The following is a 22,713-nucleotide window of genomic DNA, read 5'->3' as shown; positions in this document are numbered from 1 at the left end:
GCAGATCAGGCGGCCTTGCGAACGGAACCCAGCTCGGTGAACAGCGTCACCACGGCTTCGACGAACTCGTTCAGCTGGTCCTGGCCCAGCGCCTAGACGGTGATGTCGTCGACGACCAGAGCCTCGTCGCTGATGCCGTGCCAGCCGTTGACCAGCCCCGTCTCGGTCGAGATGGTACGCAGCATGGTGCCGGTCTTGATCAGGGCGCGTTGCGGCTCGGTCATCTCCGCTTCTTCGAAGCCGTTGGAGACGATTAGCGATAAGAATGCAATAACGGCACAATGTCGACATGTATCACGCTGTCCACTCTCTCGAACGTTAATTGATGGAACACCTCTCCTTGGATTTCAGCCCATCGGAGTGGATATTTTGATATCGTTCCATCACTAAATTGCATTCCCAAGACATCCTGTGGGTGTTTTGAAGGGTTTTCTTTAAGTAAATCCATTTTCTCGTCAAGAGCGTTATTCACTCTTTTGAACCATTCCGTTGTAAAACTGCTTCTTTTCTTGAACAGGAAAGCTGCATTCCCGATCAATTTCTTATATGCTGCCCTCAGCGCGGGGCCATCGGATGAGGGATGAACGGCAACGCATCCTGGACCAAGCTCAGTGTATCCAGCTCCATCTGCGTCACTGTTCTCCAGTGCAGAAAATGCAGGAAGCCAGTTGTAGCCAGTCAACTTTATATCTGAATAACCACCTCCGAAATGATGCATTAGATAACACCTGAGATAGTCACTCCTATGAGTCTCGCTTAGGTATTCGTAAGCGGGATGCAATGGAGAGTCCGGCAATATCCAATTGGAAAGTGTGCTGCTCTTTAAAAGTATTACTGGGCAGCAAGGGTTCTGCATGAGAGAAAATAGACAGTTAAGTCTTTGTTGGCTAAGCGGGTTTTTTCCAGTCCATGCGCAAAATATCGTTCTGCTGGACAAGCCATTGAATCCAGACATATCTACGCTCATCTTTCAATATACTCCACTATTGATGGATCATACATTGTCACAAGAGCGCACTGCAGGGCAATCGGGTAAGTTGGGACGCGACACCGCGTAAGACCCCATTTCGACGGTCCCCGTTTCGACAGACTGTGGAGCGGTTGGATGTCGTCGGTTGGGATAGCCGAGCCGGTGGATCATCATGCGGATGGCGGCGACGGTGACCAGGTTCTGGCGCTCAAGGCCAACCAGCGCGGGGAGGCTGAAAACGAAACGGCCGCCGCACCCGGGTGGTGCGGCGGCCGTTTCGGGACCGTCTGAGGATGGAGATCAGGCGGCCTTGCGAACGGAACCCAGCTCGGTGAACAGCTTCACCACGGCTTCGACGAACTCGTTCAGCTGGTCCTGGCCCAGCGCCGAGACCGTGATGTCGTCGACGACCAGGGCCTCGTCGCTGATCTTGCCGCCGGCGGCGGTCAGGTCGGCGCGGTAGGCCTCCGGGGCGGCCAGCAGGCGGCCGCGCAGCTTGCCGGGGATCGCCAGCAGCTGGATGCCCTGGTCGATGGCGGCGATCGGCTTGCCGGCATCCAGGAAGTGGCCGACGATGCGGCGGGTGTGGGCCGACTGCTGCAGCTTCGCCACGCTGCGCTCACCGCCCGGCAGCAGCAGCATGTCGAAGTCGGCGCCGAGCGCCTCGCTCAGATGCTTGTCCACCGGGAAGTAATGGCCCCAGGACTTGCCGTGCCAGCCGTTGACCAGACCCGTCTCGGTCGAGATGGTACGCAGCGTGGCGCCGGTCTTGATCAGGGCGCGTTGCGGCTCGGTCATCTCCGCTTCTTCGAAGCCGTTGGAGACGAGGATGGCGATGGACTTTCCTGCGAGCGATTGATCCATACTGTCTTGTCCTTTCATCGTTTCACCAATAGAACGCCGGAGCATCTCCGATGGCATGTCGGCCAGGGGAGAACCCGCCGGGGGCCCGCCGAAGCAGGGGAGGCGGTCGGGAAACGGTCATCGCCGCGCATGGGGATGCGCGGCGGCCAGTTCCGCCCGCCGGGACCCCGAAGTCGGGTGCCGGCGTGTGGGACCTTTACGTCCCGGATCGGTTTGTTTTCAGCATGGGGACTTAATTGGTCCCGATGAGGCCCCAAGTCAACAAGGGATTCCGCGGCGCACCCAAGGATGCTGCGTGCCGGATTCCGCCGGAACCGGTGGATTCGACTGCATTTACCAGCCCAGTTCAAGACTTTCGGGCCAACCGCCCCATACCACCGGTTGATGCGGCGCAGGTCAGCCATACCACAGGGGCGTGGCTTCGCCGAAGGATTATTCCGAATGAACCGTGTGGCGGCGGAGACGAGGCCAAAAAAAAGCGGCCGGGGGGAAGGCCCCCGGCCGTCGGCAAGTCAAAGCATCAGCCGTTCGAAAAGATCCAGCTCGCACACTGGATCACGGACCAATCCCGTTGATCGGAACCTGCGATCAATGGAACTGGTCAGCCTCGGTGGAGTCCTTGTACGCGGTGGTCGAGGAGGTGCCGCCGGAGATCGCCGTGGCGACCGCGTCGAAGTAGCCGGTGCCGACTTCGCGCTGGTGCTTGGTGGCGGTGTAGCCGTCCTTCTCGGCCGCGAACTCGGCCTGCTGCAGTTCGGAGTAGGCGGCCATGCCGCGCTCGGCGTAACCCTTGGCGAGCGTGAAGGCCGAGTAGTTCAGGCTGTGGAAGCCGGCCAGCGTGACGAACTGGAACTTGTAGCCCATGGCGCCCAGCTCGCGCTGGTACTTGGCGATGGTGGCGTCGTCCAGGTTGGCCTTCCAGTTGAAGGAGGGCGAGCAATTGTAGGCCAGCATCTTGCCCGGGAACTGCTTGTGCACAGCCTCGGCGAAGCGGCGGGCTTCGTCCAGGTTCGGCTTGGAGGTCTCCCACCACATCAGGTCCGAATACGGCGCGTAGGACAGGCCGCGGGCGATGCAGTGATCGACGCCCATGCCCTTCTTCAGGCGGAAGAAGCCCTCGGTGGTGCGGCCGCTGTCGAAGTCGATGAAGGGATGGTCACGCTCGTCGATGTCCGAGGTGATGAGCTGCGCCGACTCGGCGTCGGTGCGGGCGATCACCAGGGTCGAGGTGCCGCAGGTGTCGGCGGCCAGACGGGCGGCGTTCAGCGTGCGGATGTGCTGCTGCGTCGGGATCAGAACCTTGCCGCCGAGGTGGCCGCACTTCTTTTCCGAAGCCAGCTGGTCTTCCCAGTGCACGCCGGCGGCGCCGGCCTTGATCATCGCCTTCATCAGCTCGAAGGCGTTCAGCGGGCCGCCGAAGCCGGCCTCGGCGTCGGCAATGATCGGCGCGAACCAGTAGGTGTCGCCCTTGCCCTCGGAGGTCTGGATCTCGTCGGCGCGCTTGAAGGTGTTGTTGATGCGCTCGACGACCGCCGGGACCGAGTTCACCGGATACAGGCTCTGGTCCGGGTACATCTGGCCGGCCGTGTTGGCGTCACCGGCGACCTGCCAGCCCGACAGGTAGATGGCCTTCAGGCCGGCCTTGACCGCCTGCATCGCCTGGTTGCCGGTCAGGGCGCCCAGGGTGTTGATGTAGGGCTCGGTGTTCAGCAGCTCCCACAGGCGGCGCGCACCCAGCTCGGCCAGCGTGTACTCGATCTTGACCGAGCCGCTCAGACGCTTGACGTCGTCCATGGTGTAGTCGCGGCGGATGCCCTCGTAACGGGCGGCGTGGATGGCGGTCTTGGTCTTTTCATCGAGCGACATGGGTCAGGTTCCTTTTGTCCGGTGCGCCCGGTCGATCGGGGCGGAACTGGGGTCTCGGGGCGGGCCTTTTGTCGGTCCCGGAACCGGTTGTAGGCAGTGGCGTTTCCTCCCGCCCTTGCTCTGCCGTCCGGTGTCTTCGGGGCCGCTTGCGCTTTACAGCGCGGCCGTGAACCAAGACTTAAACCCCGCCCGAGTGCGTTGCAATAAGCCCTTGTTTGTAAAAAGGTCCGTTTGTAAACTGCTGTATTCACAATCCTGTAAATCCGTAAATCTTGTAAATTTTGCGATCCGTCGAGGGGGCTGGTTTTGGCGACCATGGAAAAGAAGGCGATGCTGGGTCCGAAGGTGCGCCGCCTGCGCCGCGACCAGGGCCTGACCCAGGCGCAGATGGCCGACCAGCTCGGCATCTCGCCCAGCTATCTGAACCTGATCGAGCACAACCAGCGACCCGTCACGGTGCCGCTGCTGCTGAAGCTGGGCCAGCAGTTCGGCGTCGATCTCCAGGCCTTCGCCGAGGACGAGGAGAGCCGGCTGGTGGCCGGCCTGCGCGAGGTGTTCGCCGACCAGCTGTTCGACGGCTCCGACATCAAGAACCAGGATTTCCGCGAGCTGGCGGCGGTGGCGCCGACGCTGGGGCAGGCGGTGGTGGCGCTCTATCGCGGCTTCCGCGGCGCGCGCGACGACCTCCAGGCCCTGGCGGAGCGGGTGGCCGACCGCGAGAAGCTGCATCTGGTGCAGGCCACCGGCTTCCCGCAGGACGAGGTGCGCGACCTGTTCCAGACCCACTCCAACCATTTCCCGGAGCTGGAGGCGGCGGCGGAAAGCCTGTGGCAGGATGGCAAGCTGGAGCGCGGCGACCTCTATCGCGGGCTGGTCGACTGGCTCAACACCCAGCACAGCGTGCGCGTCCGCCTGCTGCCGTCGGAGGTGATGGGTTATGCGGTGCGCCGCTTCGACCGCCACAGCCGGCGCATCCTGCTGTCGGAGATGCTGGCGCCGTCGGGCCGCACCTTCCAACTGGCCTGCCAGATCGCGCTGCTGCGCCACCGCGATCTGCTGAACGGCATCGTCGATGCCGCCAACCTGTCGGACGACGAGGCGCGGCGGCTGACCCGCATCGGGCTGGCGAATTACTTCGCGGCGGCGGTGCTGATGCCCTATGCCCGCTTCCACGAGGCGGCGACCCAGCTGCGCTACGACATCGAGATTTTGCGGCGGCGCTTCGACGCCTCCTTCGAGCAGGTCTGCCACCGGCTGACCACCCTGCACCGGTCGGGGGCCAAGGGCGTGCCCTTCTTCTTCATGCGGGTGGACAGCGCCGGCAACGTGTCGAAGCGCTTCTCCGGTGCCGGCTTCCATTTCGCCCGCTTCGGCGGCGGCTGCCCGCGCTGGATCGTCTACGAGGCCTTCCGCACGCCGGGCAAGATCCACAGCCAGATGGCGGAGATGCCGGACGGCACCGCGTACTTCTCCATCGCCCGCACGGTGGTGAAGGCCGGCGGCGGCCACCGCAGCCCGCCGCAGCAATTCGCCGTGGCGCTGGGCTGCGACGTCCAGCATGCGGCTCAGGTCACCTATGCGGACGGGTTCGACCTGTCCAACACCGATGCGGCGACGCCGATCGGGGTGAATTGCCGGCTCTGCCCGCGGCTGGACTGCTCGCAGCGGGCATTTCCGCCGCTGAATCATCGGCTTATCGTCGATGAGAATCTGCGCGGCCTGTCGCCCTACCTGTTCGCGCCGCCCAGCGCGGAATAGGGATTCAATTGACCAAGATCAATGTTGTACGGAAAAATTCGTGTTGTTTGCCGGAAAGCCCGTCATTTGACTGGTATAAATCCGTGGCCTTCGACCGGGTTTGTTGATAGGTTTCGGCCGTTGCGTCGCGGCAGCTCCGCTCGTGTCATCGCGCCGGCCACCTGAACGCAGCGTCCCGGACTTCTGTATTGAACATTGCCAACAGAGCTTGGCCTCGACAGGTTTTGGAACGCCCCCATGAGCAACTTGATCAAAGAGCGCGTGCTGACCGTTCACCACTGGACCGACACGCTGTTCAGCTTCACCACCACGCGCGATCCGTCCTTCCGCTTCCTGCCGGGGCAGTTCACCATGATCGGGCTGGAGGTCGAAGGCCGGCCCCTGCTGCGCGCCTACAGCCTCGTCAGCGCGCATTACGAGGAGACGCTGGAGTTCTTCAGCATCAAGGTGCAGGACGGCCCGCTGACCTCGCGGCTCCAGCATCTGAAGGAAGGCGACACGCTGCTGGTGAACCGCAAGGCAACCGGCACGCTGATCACCGACAACCTGCTTCCCGGACGGAACCTGTATCTGCTGAGCACCGGCACCGGCCTGGCGCCGTTCCTCAGCATCATCAAGGACCCGGAGATGTACGAGAAGTTCGACCGGGTGATCCTGACCCACGGCACCCGCACCGTGGCGGAATTGGCCTATGACGACCTGATCCACCACAATTTGCCGGAAAACGAGTTCTTCGGCGAGCAGGTGAAGGAAAAGCTGCTCTATTACCCGACGGTGACGCGCGAGCCCTTCCGCAACCAGGGCCGCCTGACCACGCTGATGGAAACCGGCAAGATTTACGAGGACCTTGGCCTGCCGGAACTGGATGCCGAGAAGGACCGCGTGATGATCTGCGGCAGCCCGGCGATGTTGGCCGAGACCACTGCGATGATGGAAAAGCGCGGCTTCGTCATGGGCACCAACGGCGAACCGGGCGGCTTCGTCATCGAAAAGGCGTTCGTCGAACGGTGAGGGTGTCGGCTTTCGGGCCGCGCCAGAGTTTCATGCGTTCCACCGGAGTCCATCAGGCGTTCACGGAAGTGCCTGATGGACTCAAGGCTTCCGGTTTTCCCAGAGTCCGTTCGCTCTTCCCAGGTTGCTTGGATTTGATGACCGGGAGGCCTGGTTGCAGCCCGGACGCGTCGTTATGGTGGTGCGATGACAGACGCGGCCGATCAGATCATCGAGATTTACCGAAAGCATGGCCTTGTATGGGAGGCCAGTCGCAGCCGCAGCCTTTTCGAGAAGGTCTGGCTTGATCGTTTCCAGGGGCTTCTGCCGTCTGGGGGCGCTGTTCTGGATCTGGGCTGTGGGAGCGCCGATCCGGTGGCGCGCTATTTCATCGAGCGTGGGTTCGCGGTGACGGGGATCGATACGTCTCCGCCTCTTCTCGGACTGGCCCAGGAGCGGTTTCCCGAGCATCGCTGGCTCCTGTCGGACATGCGCGGACTGTCCTTGCCCAGGCGTTTTGACGGCATCCTGGCCTGGAACAGCTTCTTTCATCTGCGCTGGGATGACCAACGGCGGATGTTCGAGGTTTTTCAGCGCCATGCGGCGCCGGCCGCCGCTCTCATGTTCACCAGTGGCCCCGCGCATGGAGAGGCGATCGGTGCTCTTCAAGGCGAACCCCTTTTCCATGCCAGCCTGAACGGGGATGAATACCGTGGGCTGCTGGATGCGCACGGGTTCGACGTCGTGGCGCATGTACGAGAGGATCCTGACTGCAACAGTCACACGGTTTGGCTGGCGCGTGCCCGGTCGGGCCGATGAGGCCGGTTACGGCTTCGTGTGTCTCATATCGAACCCACGAAGGCCATTGACCTGCACAAAATGGCGCCCCGGCGGAATAAACGCCCCCGTCCGCCGGTTTACCAATCCGTGACGAAGGCACGTCACTCAATCCTTGACCGACTGGGCGCGCCTCCTTTGGGGGGCGCGCCCATTTTCTGTCCGTGTCCGTGAATAAAATCGCCGTCCGGCCTGTTGGTGCGACGGTCGCCGTTCAAACCGTCAAGCCTTTGGTGTAGACATCCCGCCCATGCGCCTGATCCTCATCCTCGCCGCGCTGCTCGTCGCCGGCCTCGCCAACCTCGCCGTCTGGTCCCTGCCGAACCTGCCGGTGCCGCTCGACCCGCCGCCCGGCGGCAAGCTGCGCAGCGTGTCCTTCGCGCCCTTCCGCGACGGGCAGAGTCCGCTGACCGGCGTGCTGCCCTCCACCGCCCAGATCGAGGAGGACATCGTCGCGCTGGCGCCGCAGGTGGCCGGCATCCGCACCTACACCTCGCTGGAAGGCTTGCAGGTGGTGCCTGAACTGGCCCGCAAGCACGGCATGCAGGTCACCATGGGGGCGTGGCTGTCCTCGCGGATCGACAAGAACGAGGCGGAGATCGCCTCGCTGATCGACCTCGCCAACCGCTATCCCGATGTCATCACCCGCGTCATCGTCGGCAACGAGGTGCTGCTGCGCCGCGAGCTGACGCCGGAGCAGGTCGCCGGCTACATCGACCGCGTCAAGGCGGCGGTGAAGCAGCCGGTGTCCTACGCCGACGTCTGGGAATGGTGGCTGAAATACCCGCAGATCGCGGACCATGTCGATTACCTGACCATCCATCTGCTGCCCTATTGGGAGGACGTGCCGGCCGGCGTCGAGGCGGCGACCGAGCGCATCCGCCAGAGCTACCGCACCATCGCCCACCGCTTCCCGGGCAAGCCGATCCTGGTCGGCGAGACCGGCTGGCCGACGCAGGGCCGCTCGCGCGGCGCCGCCGTGCCGGGGCTGGTCAACAAGGCGAAGTTCGTCAACGCCTTCGTCCGCATGGCCGAGCAGGAGGGCTTCGACTACAACGTGATCGAGGCCTTCGACCAGGAGTGGAAGGCCAAGCTGGAGGGCACGGTCGGCGGCCATTGGGGCCTGTACAACGCCGACCGCACGCCGAAATTCTCGCTGGCCGGGCCGGTCGTCGGCAATGTCGCGTGGCCCTGGCTGTTCGCGGCGTCGAGCGGGCTGGCGCTGGTGCTGCTGTGCGGGCTGGCGCTGCTGCGCCGCCATCTGCCGGGCACCGGCTGGGCGGTGCTGATCCTGCTGGCGCAGGTATTGTCCACCCTCTATGTCCGCGCCGCCTTCCTGGCGGAGCATGGCAAGCATTACTGGCAGGACACCACGCTGGCGGTGGCGATGCTGGCGCTGACCGCGGCGCTGTCGCTGGCGGTGCTGCTGACCGCCCACCGCACGCTGGCCAGCGGCGGTCTGGCGAGCGAGCCGCTGGTCGGCCTGCGCCACGCCCGCCCGGCCCTGACCCGCACCGAGCGGGTCGGGCGGTGGAGTGCCGTGGCGCTGGGCGTCGCGGCGCTGGTCTGGTCGCTGCTGATCGTCTTCGACGGCCGCTACCGCGACTTCCCCAACCCGTATCTGCTGATCCCGGCGGTGGCGCTGCCGGTGCTGGGCCTGATCCGCGCCGCCCGCCGGCCGGTGGGGACGGAGACGCGTGGCGCTCTCGGCATCGCCAGCCTGTTCCGTCCGGCGATTCCCTTCGCGGACGGTGCGCCGCGCGGCCTGTGCGGCGCCGTCCGCCGCCTGCCGGTCGAGTCGGTCCTGGGCTTCGGGCTTCTGCTGGCGGCGCTGCTGACCGTGGTGGCCGAGGGCTTCGTGCCGCTCGAATCGCTGATCTACGGCCAGCTGCCCTTCACGGAGGCGCTGCACGAGGTCGAGTGGACCCGGCCGAACTGGGAAGCGCTGGGTTGGGCAGCCTTGCAGATCCTGCTGGCGCTGCCCTTCCTGGCCGGGGTGTGGAGCGCCCGGCGTCCGCTGCGGCGGATCTGATCCGGATCAGGTCTTGATCAGCCCGTCCTGCTTCGGCGTCTCCGGAGCGGGGCCGGGCGCCGGAGCGGCGGGCGGCGTCAGCTGCCAGTTGTCCAGGGCCCGTTTCAGCGCGTCGAGCCCGGCGCCGGCCGAGTTTTTCGCCTCGTCCGCCGCGCGGGTGATGGCGGCGCAGAGGTCGGCGCGGCGCTTGGGATCGTTGCGGCTTTCCTCCAGCGCGCGGCCGACATCGTCGGTCGTGCCGCCGCCCTTGGCGTCGGGCGGCACCGCCTTCGGGTCGATCCCCAGCAGCGGCAGCAGATACTCCCGTCCCTTCTCGCGCGCCACCGCCGCGGCCTTGTCGCCGAAACGCTCCGCCGCCGCGACTCCGGTGTCCCAGGTGCTGAGCGCGGCCGAGACGGTCGGGCTGCACCGGCCGGCCGGGTCGTCGGGCGGAACCGTCTGGGCATGCAGCGGGGCGGCGCTCAGAAGCAGGGCGGCAAGCGCCGGCATGGCAAGGCGGGAAACGGGGGATGGGCACGTCATGGGCGGAACCCTGCGGTCGGGGAAGGGGCTTCGGGTGAGATTTGGGAAGGCGGCCGGCGGCTTTCCATGGGGTCGGCTGACGGTGCCGGCCCAACTGGTTTGCCGGATCGGTTGGAGGGGTGAAACGCGGCGATGTGCCGCGACCTGTGGCGATTTTGCTACCAAATGACTGTTTCATGACCTTTACATGACATGCCGCCGCTGCACCGCACCGCGAAGCGTGCTAAGAGCAGCGCCAAACCATTCAGTCTATGCGAGTCACCGTCCCATGCTGCTGCGCGCATTCCGTTCGCTGATGCCGAAGGAGGAACGCTTCGTCGACCAGTTCGTCGAGCAGGCCCGCCATATCGTGGCAGCATCCATTGCGCTGGAAGCGGTGATGGATTCCGGACCGGACGACCGCGCGCAGAAGGTCGCCGCGCTGAAGCGGGTGGAGAAGGACGCCGACCGCATCACCAAGGATGCCGGGCGCGACCTGCACCGCGCCTTCATCACCCCATTCGACCGCTCGGACATCCTGTCGCTGATCAACGCGCTGGACGACGCCATCGACCTGATGGACGAGGTGCCACGTCATGCCGGCCTCTATGGCATCGAGGCGTTCGACGAACCGATGCGCCGCTTCGTCGCTTTGATCCGCCAGCAGGCCGACGTGCTGGTCGAGCTGATGCCGCTCCTGGGCTCCATCGCCCGCAACGCCGAGCGGATCGACCATCTCTGCGGCCGGCTGTCCGACATCGAGGACGAGGCCGACGACATCCTGCGCAGCGCGCTCCAGTCGCTGATCGCGGAGAAGCCGGACATGATCGCCTTCCTCGGCCGGCGCGAGCTGTACGAGATGCTGGAGGCGGTGACCGACCGGTGCGACGACGTCGGCGACCTGGTCGCGGGCATCACGCTCGATCAGGTCTGAGGCGGTCCCGGTCATGGAGGCCCTGCAACTCGGCCTGCCGGCGATCGCCGTCATCGTTCTGGTGGCGCTCGCCTTCGACTTCATCAACGGCCTGCACGACGCGGCGAACTCCATCGCCACCGTGGTGTCGACCCGCGTGCTGTCGCCCAAGCTGGCCGTCCTTTGGGCGGCCTTCTTCAATTTCATCGCCTTCCTGTTCTTCGGCCTGCATGTCGCCACCACCATCGGCACCGGGCTGGTCGATCCGCTGGTGATGGACCCGGCGGTGATCCTGGCGGCGCTGATCGGCGCCATCGGCTGGAACCTGATCACCTGGTATCTCGGGCTGCCGTCCTCCTCCTCGCACGCGCTGGTCGGCGGCATCGCCGGGGCGGGCATCGCCAAAGCCGGCTTCGGCGCCATCATCGGCAGCGGCTTCACCAAGACGGCGGTCGCCATCGTGCTGTCGCCCGGCATCGGCCTCCTGCTGGCGCTGTTCCTGATGCTGGTGCTGTCCTGGGCGCTGCGCCGGGCCGCCCCCTTCACGGTCGACCGCCAGTTCCGGCACTGGCAGCTCTTCTCGGCGGCGCTCTACAGCCTGGGCCATGGCGGCAACGACGCGCAGAAGACGATGGGCATCATCGCCGTCCTGCTGTTCAGCCAGGGCATGCTGGGCGATACCTTCCACGTTCCCTTCTGGGTCATCATCGCCTGCCAGCTGGCGATGGGGCTGGGCACCATGATGGGCGGCTGGCGCATCGTCCGCACCATGGGGTCGCGCATCACCGACCTGAAGCCCTACCAGGGCTTCTGCGCCGAGACGGCGGGCGCCATCACGCTGTTCGGCGCGACGTGGCTGGGCATCCCGGTTTCGACCACCCACACCATCACCGGCGCCATCGTCGGCGTCGGCTCCGCCCGCCGCACCTCGGCGGTGCGCTGGGGTCTGGCGGGCCGAATCGTCTGGGCCTGGGTGCTGACGATTCCCGCCTCCGGCATCGTCGCCTGGCTGTCCTACCTGCTGGTGTCGAGCGTCCTGCGCCCGTAAGGGCCTCGATCCGGGGGGAGAACACCCTGTGAACGAGGGGGCGGATACCGGTACGATCGGATAAGCCCTTCGTGACGCAGCCCGCCCTTGACCCGCAAGGGCGGGAACGGCAGGATCGGTCCGGTGGAGACAGGATACCGGTCATGCCGCATATCGAACGCACCGACCAAGGTGAGCAGTATGTGCTTCCCGGCACCGAACGCCGGACGGTCCCAGGCTTGCCCTATGCGGCGGAAGCCGACGGCCAGCTGACCCTGCATTTCTACGCCCCACCCGAGAAGACCGAACGCCGCTCCCGCCCGACCTCGGCGCGCGCGCTCTCCGCCACGCCCCTGCCCATGGCGCCGCTGCCCGCCAGCCAAGCGGAGCCGGTCGTGACCGACGCCACGCCGCAAAGCCTGTTCGGCCGGCGTCTCGCCCATTTCCCCAGGGTGTTCGAGCAGCCCTGACCGGAGCAGCCCTGACCCGGCTTGAGGCGGGCCTTCAGGCGGCGCCGGTGCGGCTGCGCCCGGCGGCCAGCGTGCGTGCGACCTGACGCAGCAGCAGGTCGCGCTCATAGGGCTTGCCGATGTGCCCGTTCATGCCGGCGTCGCGGCAGTCGCGCCGTTCCTCGTCCGACGAACCGGCGGTCAGCGCCAGGATCGGCAGGTCGCCGTGGGGCGGCGGCAGGGCGCGGATGGCGCGGCTCGCCTCCAGCCCGTCCATCCCCGGCATCTGCACGTCCATCAGCACGAGGTCGTAGTCGCCGGCCTTCACCGCCTCCACCGCCGCCGCCCCGTCGGCCACCAGATCGATGCAGTAGCCGCTGTCCTTGAACAAAGCCGCCAGCAGTTCGCGGTTGATCGACAGATCCTCGGCGATCAGCAGGCGCGGCGGTTGGGCGGGACGGGGAGAGGGCTGAGCAGGGGACGTGGGAACGATTGCCTGGGCCTGGGGTGTCGCTCCCACCCGCCCCCCGGCGATGCGGGCAAGCTGCCGGCGCAGGTCCTCGATGGAGAAGGGCTTGGCGATCATCGCCACGTTGGGGCCGAAACCGGCAGGCGTGCCGACGGCATGGGCGGCGAAGCCGGAGGCCAGCAGAACCGGCAGGCCCGGGCGCATGCGGGCGGTGTGCCGGGCCAGCTCCGTCCCGTCCATGCCCGGCGGCATGACGACGTCGCTGAGCAGCAGATCGAGCTTTTCCGGCCCGTCCAGCACCACCAGCGCTTCGTTGGCGTTGGTCGCCGCGATCACCCGATGGCCCCAGCCGCGCAGCAGCCCGGCCACCATGTCGCGCACGGTCGGGTCGTCGTCCACCAGCAGGATCGACAGCGGTCCGGACGGCGGCGGGGACAGCGCAGGCGCCAAGGGCGGTGCGGGGACGGTTAGGGACGGGGCGATGGATGGGCTGGCGGCTGGGCTGCCAACTGAGGTGGCGGCGGCCGGCCGGGCCGGCGGTGTCGCCGGCATGCCCAACGCCTCCGCCGGCCACAGGCGGTTCGCCGGCAGCCGCACCGTCACCGTGGTGCCGACGCCCAGCGTGCTGCGCAGCGCCAGCGTGCCGCCATGCAGCTCGACCAGCCGCTTGGTCAGCGGCAGGCCCAGCCCGGCGCCCTCGACCCCGCGGTGGTCGGCGCTCTCGACACGGGCGAAAGGCTCCAGCACGCGATCCAGATCCTCGGCCGGGATGCCCAGCCCGGTGTCGGTGATGCGGATCACCGGCGTGCCGTCCTCCAGCAGGGCGGACAGGGTCACGGATCCGCCCGACGGCGTGTATTTCACCCCGTTGGCGATCAGGTTCAGCAGGATCTGGCGGATGCGGCGGTCGTCTCCACGTAAGGCGCCCACCGCCGGCGCCACCACCGCCGACAGCAGCACGCCGGCGCGCTCGGCCCGCGGGGTCAGCATGCGGACGGCGAAATCCGCCGCGGCCTCCAGGTCGCAGTGCCCCTCCTCGATGGTCAGCGCCCCGGCTTCCGCCCGCGCATGGTCGAGGATCTCATTGATCAGCTCCAGCACATGCTGGCCGCTGTCGCGGACATTGGCGGCATATTGCCGGTAGGACGGGGTGCCGACCGGCCCCTCCGCCTCGCGGGCGATCAGGTCGGCGAAGCCGATGACGGCGTTCAGCGGCGTGCGCAGCTCGTGGCTCAGCCCGGCCAGGAACTCGCCCTTGGCCCGGTTGGCGGCCTCGGCGGCCTGCCGGGCGCTCTCCGCCATGTCGCGGGCATGGTTCAGCGCGGCGGCGAGCCGGGCGCTCTCGTCGCGTTCGGCGCTGGTCCGCTCCACCGCGCTCCGCGCCTCGGCCAGGGCCACCTGCGCCTTGCGCTCGCGGTCGAGATAGCGCATCCCCCAGCCCAGCATCCCCAGCACCGCCAGCAGGCTGACGAGGGTTTCCACCACCGTGTGCAGGGTGCGGGTGCGCCATTCGGCCATCGCCTCTTCCCGGTCGATGCCGGCCAGCACCACCAGCCCATAATCGCGGACGGTCCGGTAGGCGGCGATGCGCAGCACCCCGTCCAGCGGCGACAGCGACAGGAACTGCCCCTCCGGCGCCTCGCGCAGCCGGGACTGGAACAGCGTCCCGGCTGCGGCCGTGCGTCCGGCCGAGACTTCGGGTTCCAGACGGCGGGCGACCACCTCGCCGTTCGGCCGGTAGACGGCGATCAGCGGATCGAATTCGAAGCCCGGAATGCTGTAGAAGTCGGTCAGGTGGTTGACCCGGATCGACACGGATGCCACCCCGATGAAGCGCCCCTCGTCGTCATGCAGCGGGCGGGAAACCGGAAAGGCGAGCGGATAGGACCCGGTCCGGACCGGCTGCGCCGCGCCGATGTGCAGGCGCGTCCCGCCGCGCAGGGCCTCCAGACCGCTCCGGTCGGCGAAATCGGCGATGCGGTTGGGGAAGCTGGCCGATTCGAGCACGGCGCGGCCGTCGGCGTCGTAAATCCAGATGGCGTCGGCGCCCTCGACCTGGGCGGCCTGTTCGCGCAGACGGGCCCAATGCTTCAGGTCGCGCAGCTTCTCCAGGCCGCGGGCCTCCGCCACCATGGCCGCCGCCTGGTCGAGCGCCACGTCGGCCGTGCGCACCGTGCGCCGGACATGGTCATCGACCAGCCGGACCATGTCCCGCACCAGGGCGAAGCGGCGCTGCTGGGTGTCCTGGTAATCGTAATAGACCCTGTGGGCCGCGTTGCCCGCCAATGCGGCCAGCACGACCACCACCACCAGCGCGCCCCGTAGGAAGCGTCCCACAAATCCCCCTTTTGTGTGCCGATGCGCGATGCGGCCCGCCCGAAACTTCACATCCAAACTATCACGAATCCGATGGGACGGCTGCGCTATTCGACCGGGAGGGGGCTCGGGGTTTGCCCCGATGGCCGGACAGTTTCAGGGGGCTTGCGGGGCTGGGAACGCCCGCCACAGTCTTTGAAAAAATCGCGCCGCCCTCCATCTTGCGCGGCTTGCCCCATGGGCCCAGATGGGCAGGCGTCTGAACCATTGGGGAGGTCGAGCGATGGGTCTGTTCGATATGTTCAAGGGCAACGCGCCGCTGGAGATGAACCCGCGCCGCGCGCTGGTGGTGTCGCTGGTCTACTGCATGGGGTCGGATGGCGAGATCGACCCGGAGGAGGTCGGCCATCTCGTCTCCGTCCTCGGCCGCCGCGCCTCGCGGGAGGAGCTGGACGGCTGCCTCAAATATGCCCGCAGCACCCCGCCGGACAGCTTCCTGGCCGAGGTCGCGCCGAAGCTGAACCAGCAGCAGCGGCTGTGCATCCTGCTGAACATGATCGACAGCGCCATGGCCGACGGCGAGGCGGAGCAGGGCGAGCGCGACCTGATCATCCGCTTCCAGCAGGCCTTCGGCTTCGACGACGCGACCCTGCGCCCCTATTTCGAAGCGCTGACGGCGAAGAACGCCCGGTTCGTGCTGGATGCCTGACGGGGACCGCCCCCTCTCCGATGGGGAGGGGGCGCCAGTCCTTTACAGCCAGCCTTTCACAGCCAGCCCTTTACAGCCAGCCCCTCACAGCCAGTCCGGCACCCGCTCGGCCGCCAGCATCTCCTCCACCGTCGGGCGGGGGCGGATGACGGAGAAGCGGTCGCCGTTGACCAGAACCTCCGGCACCAGCGGCCGGGTGTTGTAGGTCGAGGCCATCACGGCGCCATAGGCGCCGGCCGACAGGAAGGCGACGATGTCGTCGTCGGCCAGCGGCGGCAGCGGGCGCTGCACGGCGAAGGTGTCGCCGCTCTCGCACACCGGGCCGACCACGTCGTAGGGCTCCTGTGCGGCGTCGGCCGCCGGTTCCGCGACGGGCACGATGCCATGATACGCGTCGTAGAGCGACGGGCGGATCAGGTCGTTCATCGCCGCGTCGACGATGGCGAAGCGGCGGTGCAGCCCCTGCTTCACATAGATGACGCGGCTGACCAGGATGCCGGCATTGCCGACCAGCGAGCGGCCGGGCTCCAGCGTGATGCGGCAGCCGAGATTGCCGGTGATCGAGCGCACCATCGCGGCATAGTCGGCCAGATCGGGCGGCGCCTCGTTCTTGTAGGTGATGCCGAGCCCGCCGCCGAGATCCAGGCGCTGGATGTCGTGGCCGTCCTCGCGCAGCTGGTGCAGCAGCGCCGCGACCCGCTCGTAGGCCGCCCGGAAGGGGGCGAGGTCGGTCAGCTGCGAGCCGATATGGACGGCGATGGCGACCGGCTTGATGCCCGGCAGGGCCGCCGCGCGGCGGTAGATCTCGCGCGCGTGGTCGTAGTCGATGCCGAACTTGTTCTCTTTCTTGCCGGTGGCGATCTTGGCGTGGGTCTTGGCGTCGACGTCCGGGTTGACGCGGAAGGCGATGGGAGCCTCCACGCCCATGGACGAGGCGATCTGGCTCAGCGCCTCCAGCTCCGGCACCGATTCCACGTTGATCTGGTGGATGCCGGCCTCAAGGGCGGCGCGCAGGTCGTCGCGGGTCTTGCCGACGCCGGAGAAGACGATGCGCTCGGGCGGGATGCCGCCGGCCAGCGCGCGCTTCATCTCGCCCACCGACACCACGTCGCCGCCGGCCCCCAGCTTCGCCAGCGTGCGGATGACGGCGAGGTTGGAGTTGGCCTTCAGCGCATAGCAGACGCCGGCATCCTGGCCGGCGAAGGCGCCGGCATAGGCGTTGTAGTGCGACTCTAGCGCCGCGGTGGAATAGAGGTAGAAGGGGGTGCCGACCTCCCGCGCCACATCCTCCAGCGAGACGGATTCGGCATGCAGAACGCCGTTGCGGTAGGCGAAGACGCTCATCGGAGAACCGTTGGGAGACGCGGTGCGGGCGGTCATGGGAACTGGACTCCGGAACCGGCCGGCTTACCGGGCTTCGGGTCCAGCGAAGGGTTGGGATAGGTGCGGGGGAAGGGATCGACCTGCCCTTCGGGAACCGGGCTGTCGACGCCCTTCGGCTTCTTGCCGCAGCCGGCCAGCGCCAGGGCGCCGGCCAGGGCCAGAACGGTCAGGGTGACGGAGCGGGGAAGACGGCTGATCACAGGAAACGCTCCCGGGCGGCCTTCACCGCCTCCTGCACGCGGACGGGGGCCGGGCCGCCGAAGCTGGTGCGGCTGTTCAGCGACGCCTCGATGCTCAGCGCCGGATAGACGGCTTCGGTGATGCGCGGCTCGATGGCCTGGAGTTCGGCCAGCGTCAGGTCGGTCAGGCCGACGCGCCGGTCCTCAGCCGCCTTCACGGCGCGGCCGGTGACGTGGTGCGCCTCGCGGAAGGGCATGTCCAGCTCCCGCACCAGCCAGTCGGCGAGGTCGGTGGCGTTCAGGAAGCCGCGGTCGGCCGCCTCGCGCATCGCCGGGACGTTGGGCTGCATATCGCGCACCATGCCTTCCATGGCGGCGATGCACAGCGCCAGCGTGTCGTCGGCCTCGAACACCGGCTCCTTGTCTTCCTGCATGTCCTTGGAATAGGCCAGCGGCAGGCCCTTCATGGCGATCAGCAGGCTGTTCAGGCTGCCGATCACTCGGCCGGCCTTGGCGCGCACCAGCTCCGCCGCGTCGGGGTTCTTCTTCTGCGGCATGATGGACGAGCCGGTGGTGAAGGCGTCCGACAGCTTGATGAAGCGGAACTGGGCCGAGCACCAGATCACGATCTCTTCGGCGAAGCGCGACAGGTGCATGCCGCAGATCGACGCCGCCGACAGATATTCCAGCGCGAAGTCGCGGTCGGACACCGCGTCCAGCGAGTTGGCGGTTGGCCGGTTGAAGCCCAGCGCCTCCGCCGTCATGAAGCGGTCGATGGGGTAGGGCGTGCCGGCCAGCGCCGCCGAGCCGAGCGGGCATTCGTTCAGCCGGCAGCGGGCGTCCCGGAAGCGGCTGCGGTCGCGCCCGAACATCTCGACATAGGCCAGCAGGTGATGGGCGAAGCTGATCGGCTGCGCCGCCTGGAGATGGGTGAAGCCGGGCATCACCGTGCCGGTGTGCTGCTCCGCCAGGTCGATCAGCGCGGTCTGCAGCGCGGTCAGGCCGGCGATGGTCCGGTCGATGGCGTCGCGCACCCACAGCTTGAAATCGGTCGCCACCTGGTCGTTGCGCGAGCGGCCGGTGTGCAGGCGCTTGGCCGGTTCGCCGATCAGCTCGGCCAGCCGGGCCTCCACATTCATGTGGATGTCCTCCAGCTCCACCTTGAAGGTGAAGCCGCCGGCGTCAATCTCTGCCTTTACGCGGTCGAGCCCGTCGATGATGGCGTCGGCGTCGGCCTGGGTTATGATGCCCTGCTTGGCCAGCATCGCGGCATGGGCCTTCGACCCGGCGATGTCCTGGTCGGCGAGCCGCTTGTCGAAGCCGATGGAGGCGTTGATCTTCTCCATGATGGCGGCGGGGCCGCGGGCGAATCGGCCGCCCCACATCTGGCTGGCGGCGGGTGCGGCAGAGCCCGTGGGGGCACCGGTCGGGGCGGCGGAAGTCGGCGTGGTCTGATCGGCGCTCATGGGGACGGATACCGGGGCATTCGGGTGAAGGGGAGCGAGGAAGCGTGAGTATGCGGACTTTGACGGCGGTCGCAACGGTTTGTGTGTGCATGGCCGGGGCCGGGCTGTGGTGGAGCGCCGGCGCGGCGCCCAACCCCGCTGCCGCAGCGCCGGAGGTGGTGCGGCTGGGTGCGCCCGACGCGGTCACGCCGGTCGCCTCCACCGGCGCCGACAAGCTGGAGAAGTTCAAGGGGGCGGAGCCCAAGCCGATGCCGGCCCTGTCCTTCGTCGATGCCGAGGGGCGGCGGGTCGATCTGGCCGATTTCAAGGACCGGGTGATCCTGCTGAACCTGTGGGCGACCTGGTGCGGGCCGTGCGTGAAGGAGATGCCGTCGCTCGACCGCCTCCAGGCCCAGCTGGGCGGCGACGCCTTCCAGGTGGTGGCGCTGTCGCTGGACCGCGGCGGGCGGACGGCGGTGGAGCCCTTCTACAAGAAGACGGGGGTGGAGCATCTGACGGTCTTCCTCGATCCGGGTTCGGAGTCGATGAAGGCGCTGTCCTTGCGCGGCCTGCCCACCACCATCCTGGTCGATCCCGAGGGCCGCGAGCTTGGCCGCGTCGAGGGGGCGGTGGAGTGGGATTCGCCGGAGGTCGTCGCCTTTCTGCGCCAGTTTCTCGGCCGCAGCGGCGGCAACGGCAGCGGACCGGCCCGCGACCGCGGCGTGATGAAGACCGGAGGCTGACGATGCCGCGGCCATGGGGTAGAGTGGGGCGATAACTTTCCGTGTGTTTTGAGCCATGAAATGACGCAGTCCGCCTCTTCCGGTCCCAAGCGCACCACCATCGGTCGCGGCATCGTGATGATGCGGCAGGGTGAGCGCGGCGACCGGGCATGGCTGATCGAATCCGGAGAGCTGGAGGTGCTGCTGACCGCCACGGACGGCAGCATCCGGCGGCTGGGAGTGGTCGGCAAGGGGGCGGTTGTCGGCGAGATGGCGCTGATCGACGATGGCGAGCGCAGCGCCACCGTCCGGGCGCTGACCGAGGTGGCTTGCGTCGAGGTGACACGGGACGCCTTCCGCAGCCTGCTGAAGCGCAGCCCGCCTTTGGCGTCGTACCTGTTGCAGAGCCTGATCGCCGCCATCCGCCGCGATTATGGCCTGCCGCCGACCGAGCGGGTCGGCAACGCGGTGGATTTCCGCTCCACCAACTCGTTCCAGAAGGTGGTCGACCGCCGGATGATCCGCGAGGGGCATGTCTTCTTCAGCCCCAACGACCCGGTGAACGCCGCCTACCTGATCCAGTCCGGCCGCGTGGCGCTCCGTCCCGGCCGCGGCACGCTGGGCGAGGAGATCGCCAGCTTCGGGCCGGGCAGCCTGTTCGGCGAGATCTACCTGCTGACCGGCCGTCCGCCCGACGTCACCGCCGTGGCGGTGAGCGGCGGCATCTGCGAGGTGATCGACAAGCGCAGCGTCGAGGAGGCGGTGGCGGCGATGCCGCCGATCCTGAAGTCGCTGACACGGATCTACATCGCGCAGCTGACCAAGACGAAGGCGGGGTAAGTTGTTGGGCGGTAAGAGCCTGTGAGTGTTTATCGGCTGTCATCCCCGCGAAGGCGGGGATCCAGGGTGTTCCGAGCATAAAGCTTTGGAAAATCTGGATTCCCGCCTTCGCGGGAATGACGACCGAGGGAAGCTCGCGATGATCCCCGCTGTCAAGCGTCAGGCCGGATCGATCACGATCACCCGGAAGTCGTTGACGTTGGTCCGCGTCGGGCCGGTGACGACCAGATCGCCGAGCGCCTTGAAGAAGCTGTAGCCGTCGTTGTCGGCGAGGAAGGCCTTGGCGTCCAGCCCCATCGCCTCGGCCCGTTTCAGCGTGTCGGGGCGCAGGACAGCGCCGGCATTGTCCTCCGTCCCGTCGATGCCGTCGGTGTCGAAGGCCGCCGCCCGGATGCCGGGATGGCCGTCGAGCGCCACCGCCAGCGCCAGCAGGAATTCGACGTTGCGGCCGCCGCGGCCCTGGCCGCGCACCGTCACCGTGGTCTCGCCGCCGGACAGGATCACGGCGGGAACCGGGGCCGGCTGGCCGTGGCGGGCGACCTGCCGGGCGATGCCGGCATGGACCTTGGCGACCTCGCGCGATTCGCCCTCGATGGCGTCGCCCAGGATGACCGGGGTGTAGCCGCGGTCGCGGGCCAGCGCCGCCGCCGCCTCCAGCGCGTCCTGCGGGGTGGCGATGATGGTGGTCTCGGCGCCGGCCAGACGCGGGTCGCCGGGCTTCGGCGTCTCGTCCTCGGCGGCTTCCAGGAAGGCGGCGACGGCGGGCGGCGGGGTGATGCCGTATTTCGCCAGGATGGCGCGGGCGTCGGCGAAGCTGGTCGGGTCGGGCACGGTCGGGCCGCTGGCGATCACCGACGGATCGTCGCCCGGCACGTCGGAGACCAGCAGCGAGACGACGCGCGCCGGGTGGGCCATGGCGGCGAGCCGGCCGCCCTTCACCGCCGACAGGTGCTTGCGCACGCAGTTCATCTCGCCGATGTCGGCGCCGCTCTTCAGCAGCGCCTTGGCGACGGCGCGCTTGTCCTCCAGCGTGATGCCGGGGGCCGGCAGCGCCAGCAAGGCGGAGCCGCCGCCGGAGATCAGGCAGAGCACGAGGTCGTCGGCGGTCAGCCCCTGCACCATGTCGACGATGCGCCGTGCCGCCTCCTGTCCGGCGGCGTCGGGCACCGGGTGGCTGGCCTGCACCACCTCGATCCGCTCGGTCGGCAGATCGTGGTCGTAGCGGGTGACGACCAGCCCGGTCAGCGGTCCCGGCCAGTGGGTCTCCACCGTCTTCGCCATCGCCGCCGCCGCCTTGCCGGCGCCGATCACCACCGTGCGGCCCTTCGGCGGCTGCGGCAGGGCCGCCGGCAGCCGGGTCTCGGCGGTCACCGCGGTGAGCGCCGCCTGGAACAGGTCGTGGAGCAGGGCGTCGGCAGCGGGGGCGGCAGTGGGGGCGGTGGCGGTCATGGTCGCTCGGGCGTCGTGGAGGGCGGGGCGCTTAGAATGCACGCGAATGGTTGGCAGGCCAATGGTTTGGGTGGGGCGCCATCCGTTGACGGCGCCCCCAACCCCTTACTTCGACCCGACCTCGTGCCCGGCCAGCAGTTCCAGCGCGCGGAGCATGCCGGAATGGTCCCAGGCCGCCCCGCCCTGCGCGGCGCAGGCATTGAACAGCTGCTGGCAGCTGGCGGTGTGCGGCAGCGAGAGGTTCAGCGCCTTGGCGCCGTTCAGCGCCAGGTTCAGATCCTTCTGGTGCAGCTCGATGCGGAAGCCGGGGGTGAAGTTGCGGTTGATCATCCGCTCGCCATGGACCTCCAGGATGCGCGAGGAGGCGAAGCCGCCCATCAGCGCCTGACGGACCTTGGCCGGGTCGGCGCCGGCCTTGGAGGCGAACAGCAGGGCCTCGGCCACCGCCTCGATGGTCAGCGCGACGATGATCTGGTTGGCGACCTTGGTGGTCTGGCCGTCGCCGTTGCCGCCGACCAGCGTGATGTTCTTGCCCATCTTCTCGAACAGCGGCTTGACCGTGTCGAAGGCCTCCTGCGGGCCGCCGACCATGATGGTCAGCGAGGCGGCCTTGGCCCCGACCTCGCCGCCCGAGACGGGAGCGTCGAGGTAGGAGCAGCCGAGATCGTTGATGCGCTTGGCGTATTCCTTGGTCTCGATGGGGGAGATCGAGGACATGTCGACCACGATCTTGCCCGACGACAGGCCGGCGGCGACGCCCTTGTCGCCGAACAGCGCGGCGCCGACATGGGGGGTGTCCGGCACCATGGTGATGATGACCTCGGCCGCCGCCGCGACCTCGGCACCGCTCGGGCAGGGGATGGCGCCCTTGTCGGTCAGCTCGGCCGGGACCGGCTTGATGTCGTGGACGTAGAGCGTGTGACCGGCGTCCAGCAGATGCCCCGCCATCGGGGTGCCCATGATGCCGAGACCGATGAAACCGACCTTCATAGCG

General features: G+C 67.7%; 22 protein-coding genes. 11 read left to right on the top strand and 11 right to left on the bottom strand.

Annotation, left to right across the window (positions count from 1 at the left end; genetic code table 11):
- Window positions 1–92: 92 nt before the first annotated feature.
- Both ABNQ39_RS32200 and ABNQ39_RS32195 read right to left on the bottom strand, forming a co-directional pair.
- Window positions 93–224 carry a hypothetical protein gene (locus tag ABNQ39_RS32200; RefSeq protein WP_376966208.1) on the bottom strand — a complete coding sequence of 44 codons (132 nt, stop codon included), beginning with the start codon at window positions 222–224 and terminating at the stop codon, window positions 93–95.
- Between the two features lie 29 nt (window positions 225–253).
- Window positions 254–682, bottom strand: a complete 429-nt coding sequence (locus ABNQ39_RS32195; protein ID WP_376966206.1) for a hypothetical protein — start codon at window positions 680–682, stop codon at window positions 254–256.
- Between the two features lie 423 nt (window positions 683–1,105).
- Here ABNQ39_RS32195 and ABNQ39_RS32190 point away from each other — a divergent pair, with 423 nt between their 5' ends.
- On the top strand, window positions 1,106–1,261 hold the full coding sequence (locus ABNQ39_RS32190) for a hypothetical protein (protein ID WP_376966204.1): 156 nt from the start codon (window positions 1,106–1,108) through the stop codon (window positions 1,259–1,261).
- A 9-nt stretch (window positions 1,262–1,270) separates the two neighbouring features.
- On the opposite strand, the gene ABNQ39_RS32185 is transcribed toward ABNQ39_RS32190, so the two are convergent.
- Both ABNQ39_RS32185 and aceA read right to left on the bottom strand, forming a co-directional pair.
- Window positions 1,271–1,834, bottom strand: a complete 564-nt coding sequence (locus ABNQ39_RS32185; RefSeq protein ID WP_109048549.1) for a DJ-1/PfpI family protein — start codon at window positions 1,832–1,834, stop codon at window positions 1,271–1,273.
- 588 nt (window positions 1,835–2,422) lie between these two features.
- A complete protein-coding gene (aceA, locus tag ABNQ39_RS32180) occupies window positions 2,423–3,700 on the bottom strand; it encodes an isocitrate lyase (protein WP_012977719.1) in 1,278 nt (425 codons plus the stop codon).
- Between the two features lie 315 nt (window positions 3,701–4,015).
- Between aceA and ABNQ39_RS32175 the strand changes: the two genes are divergently transcribed.
- The 4 genes from ABNQ39_RS32175 to ABNQ39_RS32160 all read left to right on the top strand — a co-directional run bounded on the left by ABNQ39_RS32175 (window position 4,016) and on the right by ABNQ39_RS32160 (window position 9,317).
- Window positions 4,016–5,458 carry a helix-turn-helix domain-containing protein gene (locus ABNQ39_RS32175; protein ID WP_109490780.1) on the top strand — a complete coding sequence of 481 codons (1,443 nt, stop codon included), beginning with the start codon at window positions 4,016–4,018 and terminating at the stop codon, window positions 5,456–5,458.
- 237 nt (window positions 5,459–5,695) lie between these two features.
- Complete coding sequence (locus ABNQ39_RS32170) at window positions 5,696–6,469, top strand: ferredoxin--NADP reductase (protein WP_376966201.1); 774 nt, start codon at window positions 5,696–5,698, stop codon at window positions 6,467–6,469.
- A 186-nt stretch (window positions 6,470–6,655) separates the two neighbouring features.
- Window positions 6,656–7,267, top strand: a complete 612-nt coding sequence (locus tag ABNQ39_RS32165; protein WP_376966199.1) for a class I SAM-dependent methyltransferase — start codon at window positions 6,656–6,658, stop codon at window positions 7,265–7,267.
- Between the two features lie 268 nt (window positions 7,268–7,535).
- On the top strand, window positions 7,536–9,317 hold the full coding sequence (locus ABNQ39_RS32160; RefSeq protein ID WP_376966197.1) for a glycosyl hydrolase family 17 protein: 1,782 nt from the start codon (window positions 7,536–7,538) through the stop codon (window positions 9,315–9,317).
- Window positions 9,318–9,323: 6 nt separating this feature from the next.
- Here ABNQ39_RS32160 and ABNQ39_RS32155 read toward each other — a convergent pair whose 3' ends face one another.
- Window positions 9,324–9,839, bottom strand: a complete 516-nt coding sequence (locus ABNQ39_RS32155) for a hypothetical protein (protein ID WP_376966195.1) — start codon at window positions 9,837–9,839, stop codon at window positions 9,324–9,326.
- Between the two features lie 268 nt (window positions 9,840–10,107).
- On the opposite strand from ABNQ39_RS32155, the gene ABNQ39_RS32150 reads away from it, so the two are divergent.
- The 3 genes from ABNQ39_RS32150 to ABNQ39_RS32140 all read left to right on the top strand — a co-directional run bounded on the left by ABNQ39_RS32150 (window position 10,108) and on the right by ABNQ39_RS32140 (window position 12,228).
- Window positions 10,108–10,752 carry a DUF47 domain-containing protein gene (locus ABNQ39_RS32150; RefSeq protein ID WP_376966193.1) on the top strand — a complete coding sequence of 215 codons (645 nt, stop codon included), beginning with the start codon at window positions 10,108–10,110 and terminating at the stop codon, window positions 10,750–10,752.
- Between the two features lie 13 nt (window positions 10,753–10,765).
- Window positions 10,766–11,779 (top strand): inorganic phosphate transporter, encoded by a 1,014-nt coding sequence (locus ABNQ39_RS32145; RefSeq protein ID WP_376966191.1) that lies wholly within the window; start codon window positions 10,766–10,768, stop codon window positions 11,777–11,779.
- A 143-nt stretch (window positions 11,780–11,922) separates the two neighbouring features.
- The gene (locus ABNQ39_RS32140) at window positions 11,923–12,228 is read left to right on the top strand and encodes a hypothetical protein (protein ID WP_376966189.1); all 306 of its coding nucleotides are present in this window, start codon (window positions 11,923–11,925) and stop codon (window positions 12,226–12,228) included.
- 34 nt (window positions 12,229–12,262) lie between these two features.
- Here ABNQ39_RS32140 and ABNQ39_RS32135 read toward each other — a convergent pair whose 3' ends face one another.
- Window positions 12,263–15,013, bottom strand: a complete 2,751-nt coding sequence (locus tag ABNQ39_RS32135; RefSeq protein WP_376966187.1) for a response regulator — start codon at window positions 15,011–15,013, stop codon at window positions 12,263–12,265.
- A 262-nt stretch (window positions 15,014–15,275) separates the two neighbouring features.
- On the opposite strand from ABNQ39_RS32135, the gene ABNQ39_RS32130 reads away from it, so the two are divergent.
- Complete coding sequence (locus ABNQ39_RS32130; RefSeq protein WP_199237510.1) at window positions 15,276–15,701, top strand: TerB family tellurite resistance protein; 426 nt, start codon at window positions 15,276–15,278, stop codon at window positions 15,699–15,701.
- Between the two features lie 84 nt (window positions 15,702–15,785).
- Here ABNQ39_RS32130 and lysA read toward each other — a convergent pair whose 3' ends face one another.
- Genes lysA through argH form a run of 3 tightly spaced genes read right to left on the bottom strand, consistent with a single transcriptional unit; the run spans window position 15,786 to window position 18,729 of the window.
- On the bottom strand, window positions 15,786–17,045 hold the full coding sequence (gene lysA, locus ABNQ39_RS32125) for a diaminopimelate decarboxylase (protein ID WP_376967163.1): 1,260 nt from the start codon (window positions 17,043–17,045) through the stop codon (window positions 15,786–15,788).
- A gap of 32 nt (window positions 17,046–17,077) precedes the next feature.
- Complete coding sequence (locus ABNQ39_RS32120; protein WP_376966185.1) at window positions 17,078–17,284, bottom strand: hypothetical protein; 207 nt, start codon at window positions 17,282–17,284, stop codon at window positions 17,078–17,080.
- Window positions 17,281–18,729 carry an argininosuccinate lyase gene (gene argH, locus ABNQ39_RS32115; RefSeq protein WP_376966183.1) on the bottom strand — a complete coding sequence of 483 codons (1,449 nt, stop codon included), beginning with the start codon at window positions 18,727–18,729 and terminating at the stop codon, window positions 17,281–17,283. The genes ABNQ39_RS32120 and argH overlap by 4 nt, the downstream gene beginning before the upstream one ends.
- 89 nt (window positions 18,730–18,818) lie before the next feature.
- Here argH and ABNQ39_RS32110 point away from each other — a divergent pair, with 89 nt between their 5' ends.
- Together ABNQ39_RS32110 and ABNQ39_RS32105 are read left to right on the top strand one after the other, a co-directional pair.
- Complete coding sequence (locus tag ABNQ39_RS32110; protein ID WP_376966181.1) at window positions 18,819–19,451, top strand: TlpA family protein disulfide reductase; 633 nt, start codon at window positions 18,819–18,821, stop codon at window positions 19,449–19,451.
- Between the two features lie 60 nt (window positions 19,452–19,511).
- Window positions 19,512–20,270 carry a cyclic nucleotide-binding domain-containing protein gene (locus ABNQ39_RS32105; RefSeq protein WP_376966179.1) on the top strand — a complete coding sequence of 253 codons (759 nt, stop codon included), beginning with the start codon at window positions 19,512–19,514 and terminating at the stop codon, window positions 20,268–20,270.
- A 159-nt stretch (window positions 20,271–20,429) separates the two neighbouring features.
- On the opposite strand, the gene ABNQ39_RS32100 is transcribed toward ABNQ39_RS32105, so the two are convergent.
- Window positions 20,430–21,719 carry a glycerate kinase type-2 family protein gene (locus ABNQ39_RS32100; RefSeq protein WP_376966177.1) on the bottom strand — a complete coding sequence of 430 codons (1,290 nt, stop codon included), beginning with the start codon at window positions 21,717–21,719 and terminating at the stop codon, window positions 20,430–20,432.
- 105 nt (window positions 21,720–21,824) lie between these two features.
- On the bottom strand, window positions 21,825–22,709 hold the full coding sequence (gene glxR, locus ABNQ39_RS32095) for a 2-hydroxy-3-oxopropionate reductase (protein ID WP_376966175.1): 885 nt from the start codon (window positions 22,707–22,709) through the stop codon (window positions 21,825–21,827).
- Window positions 22,710–22,713 lie beyond the last annotated feature (4 nt).

This window comes from Azospirillum sp. A26 (genome assembly GCF_042604635.1).
In the GTDB taxonomy this organism is placed as follows: Bacteria; Pseudomonadota; Alphaproteobacteria; order Azospirillales; family Azospirillaceae; genus Azospirillum; species Azospirillum palustre.
Note: the sequence above shows the minus strand (reverse complement) of the source record. Positions and strands in the feature narration are given on the sequence as shown.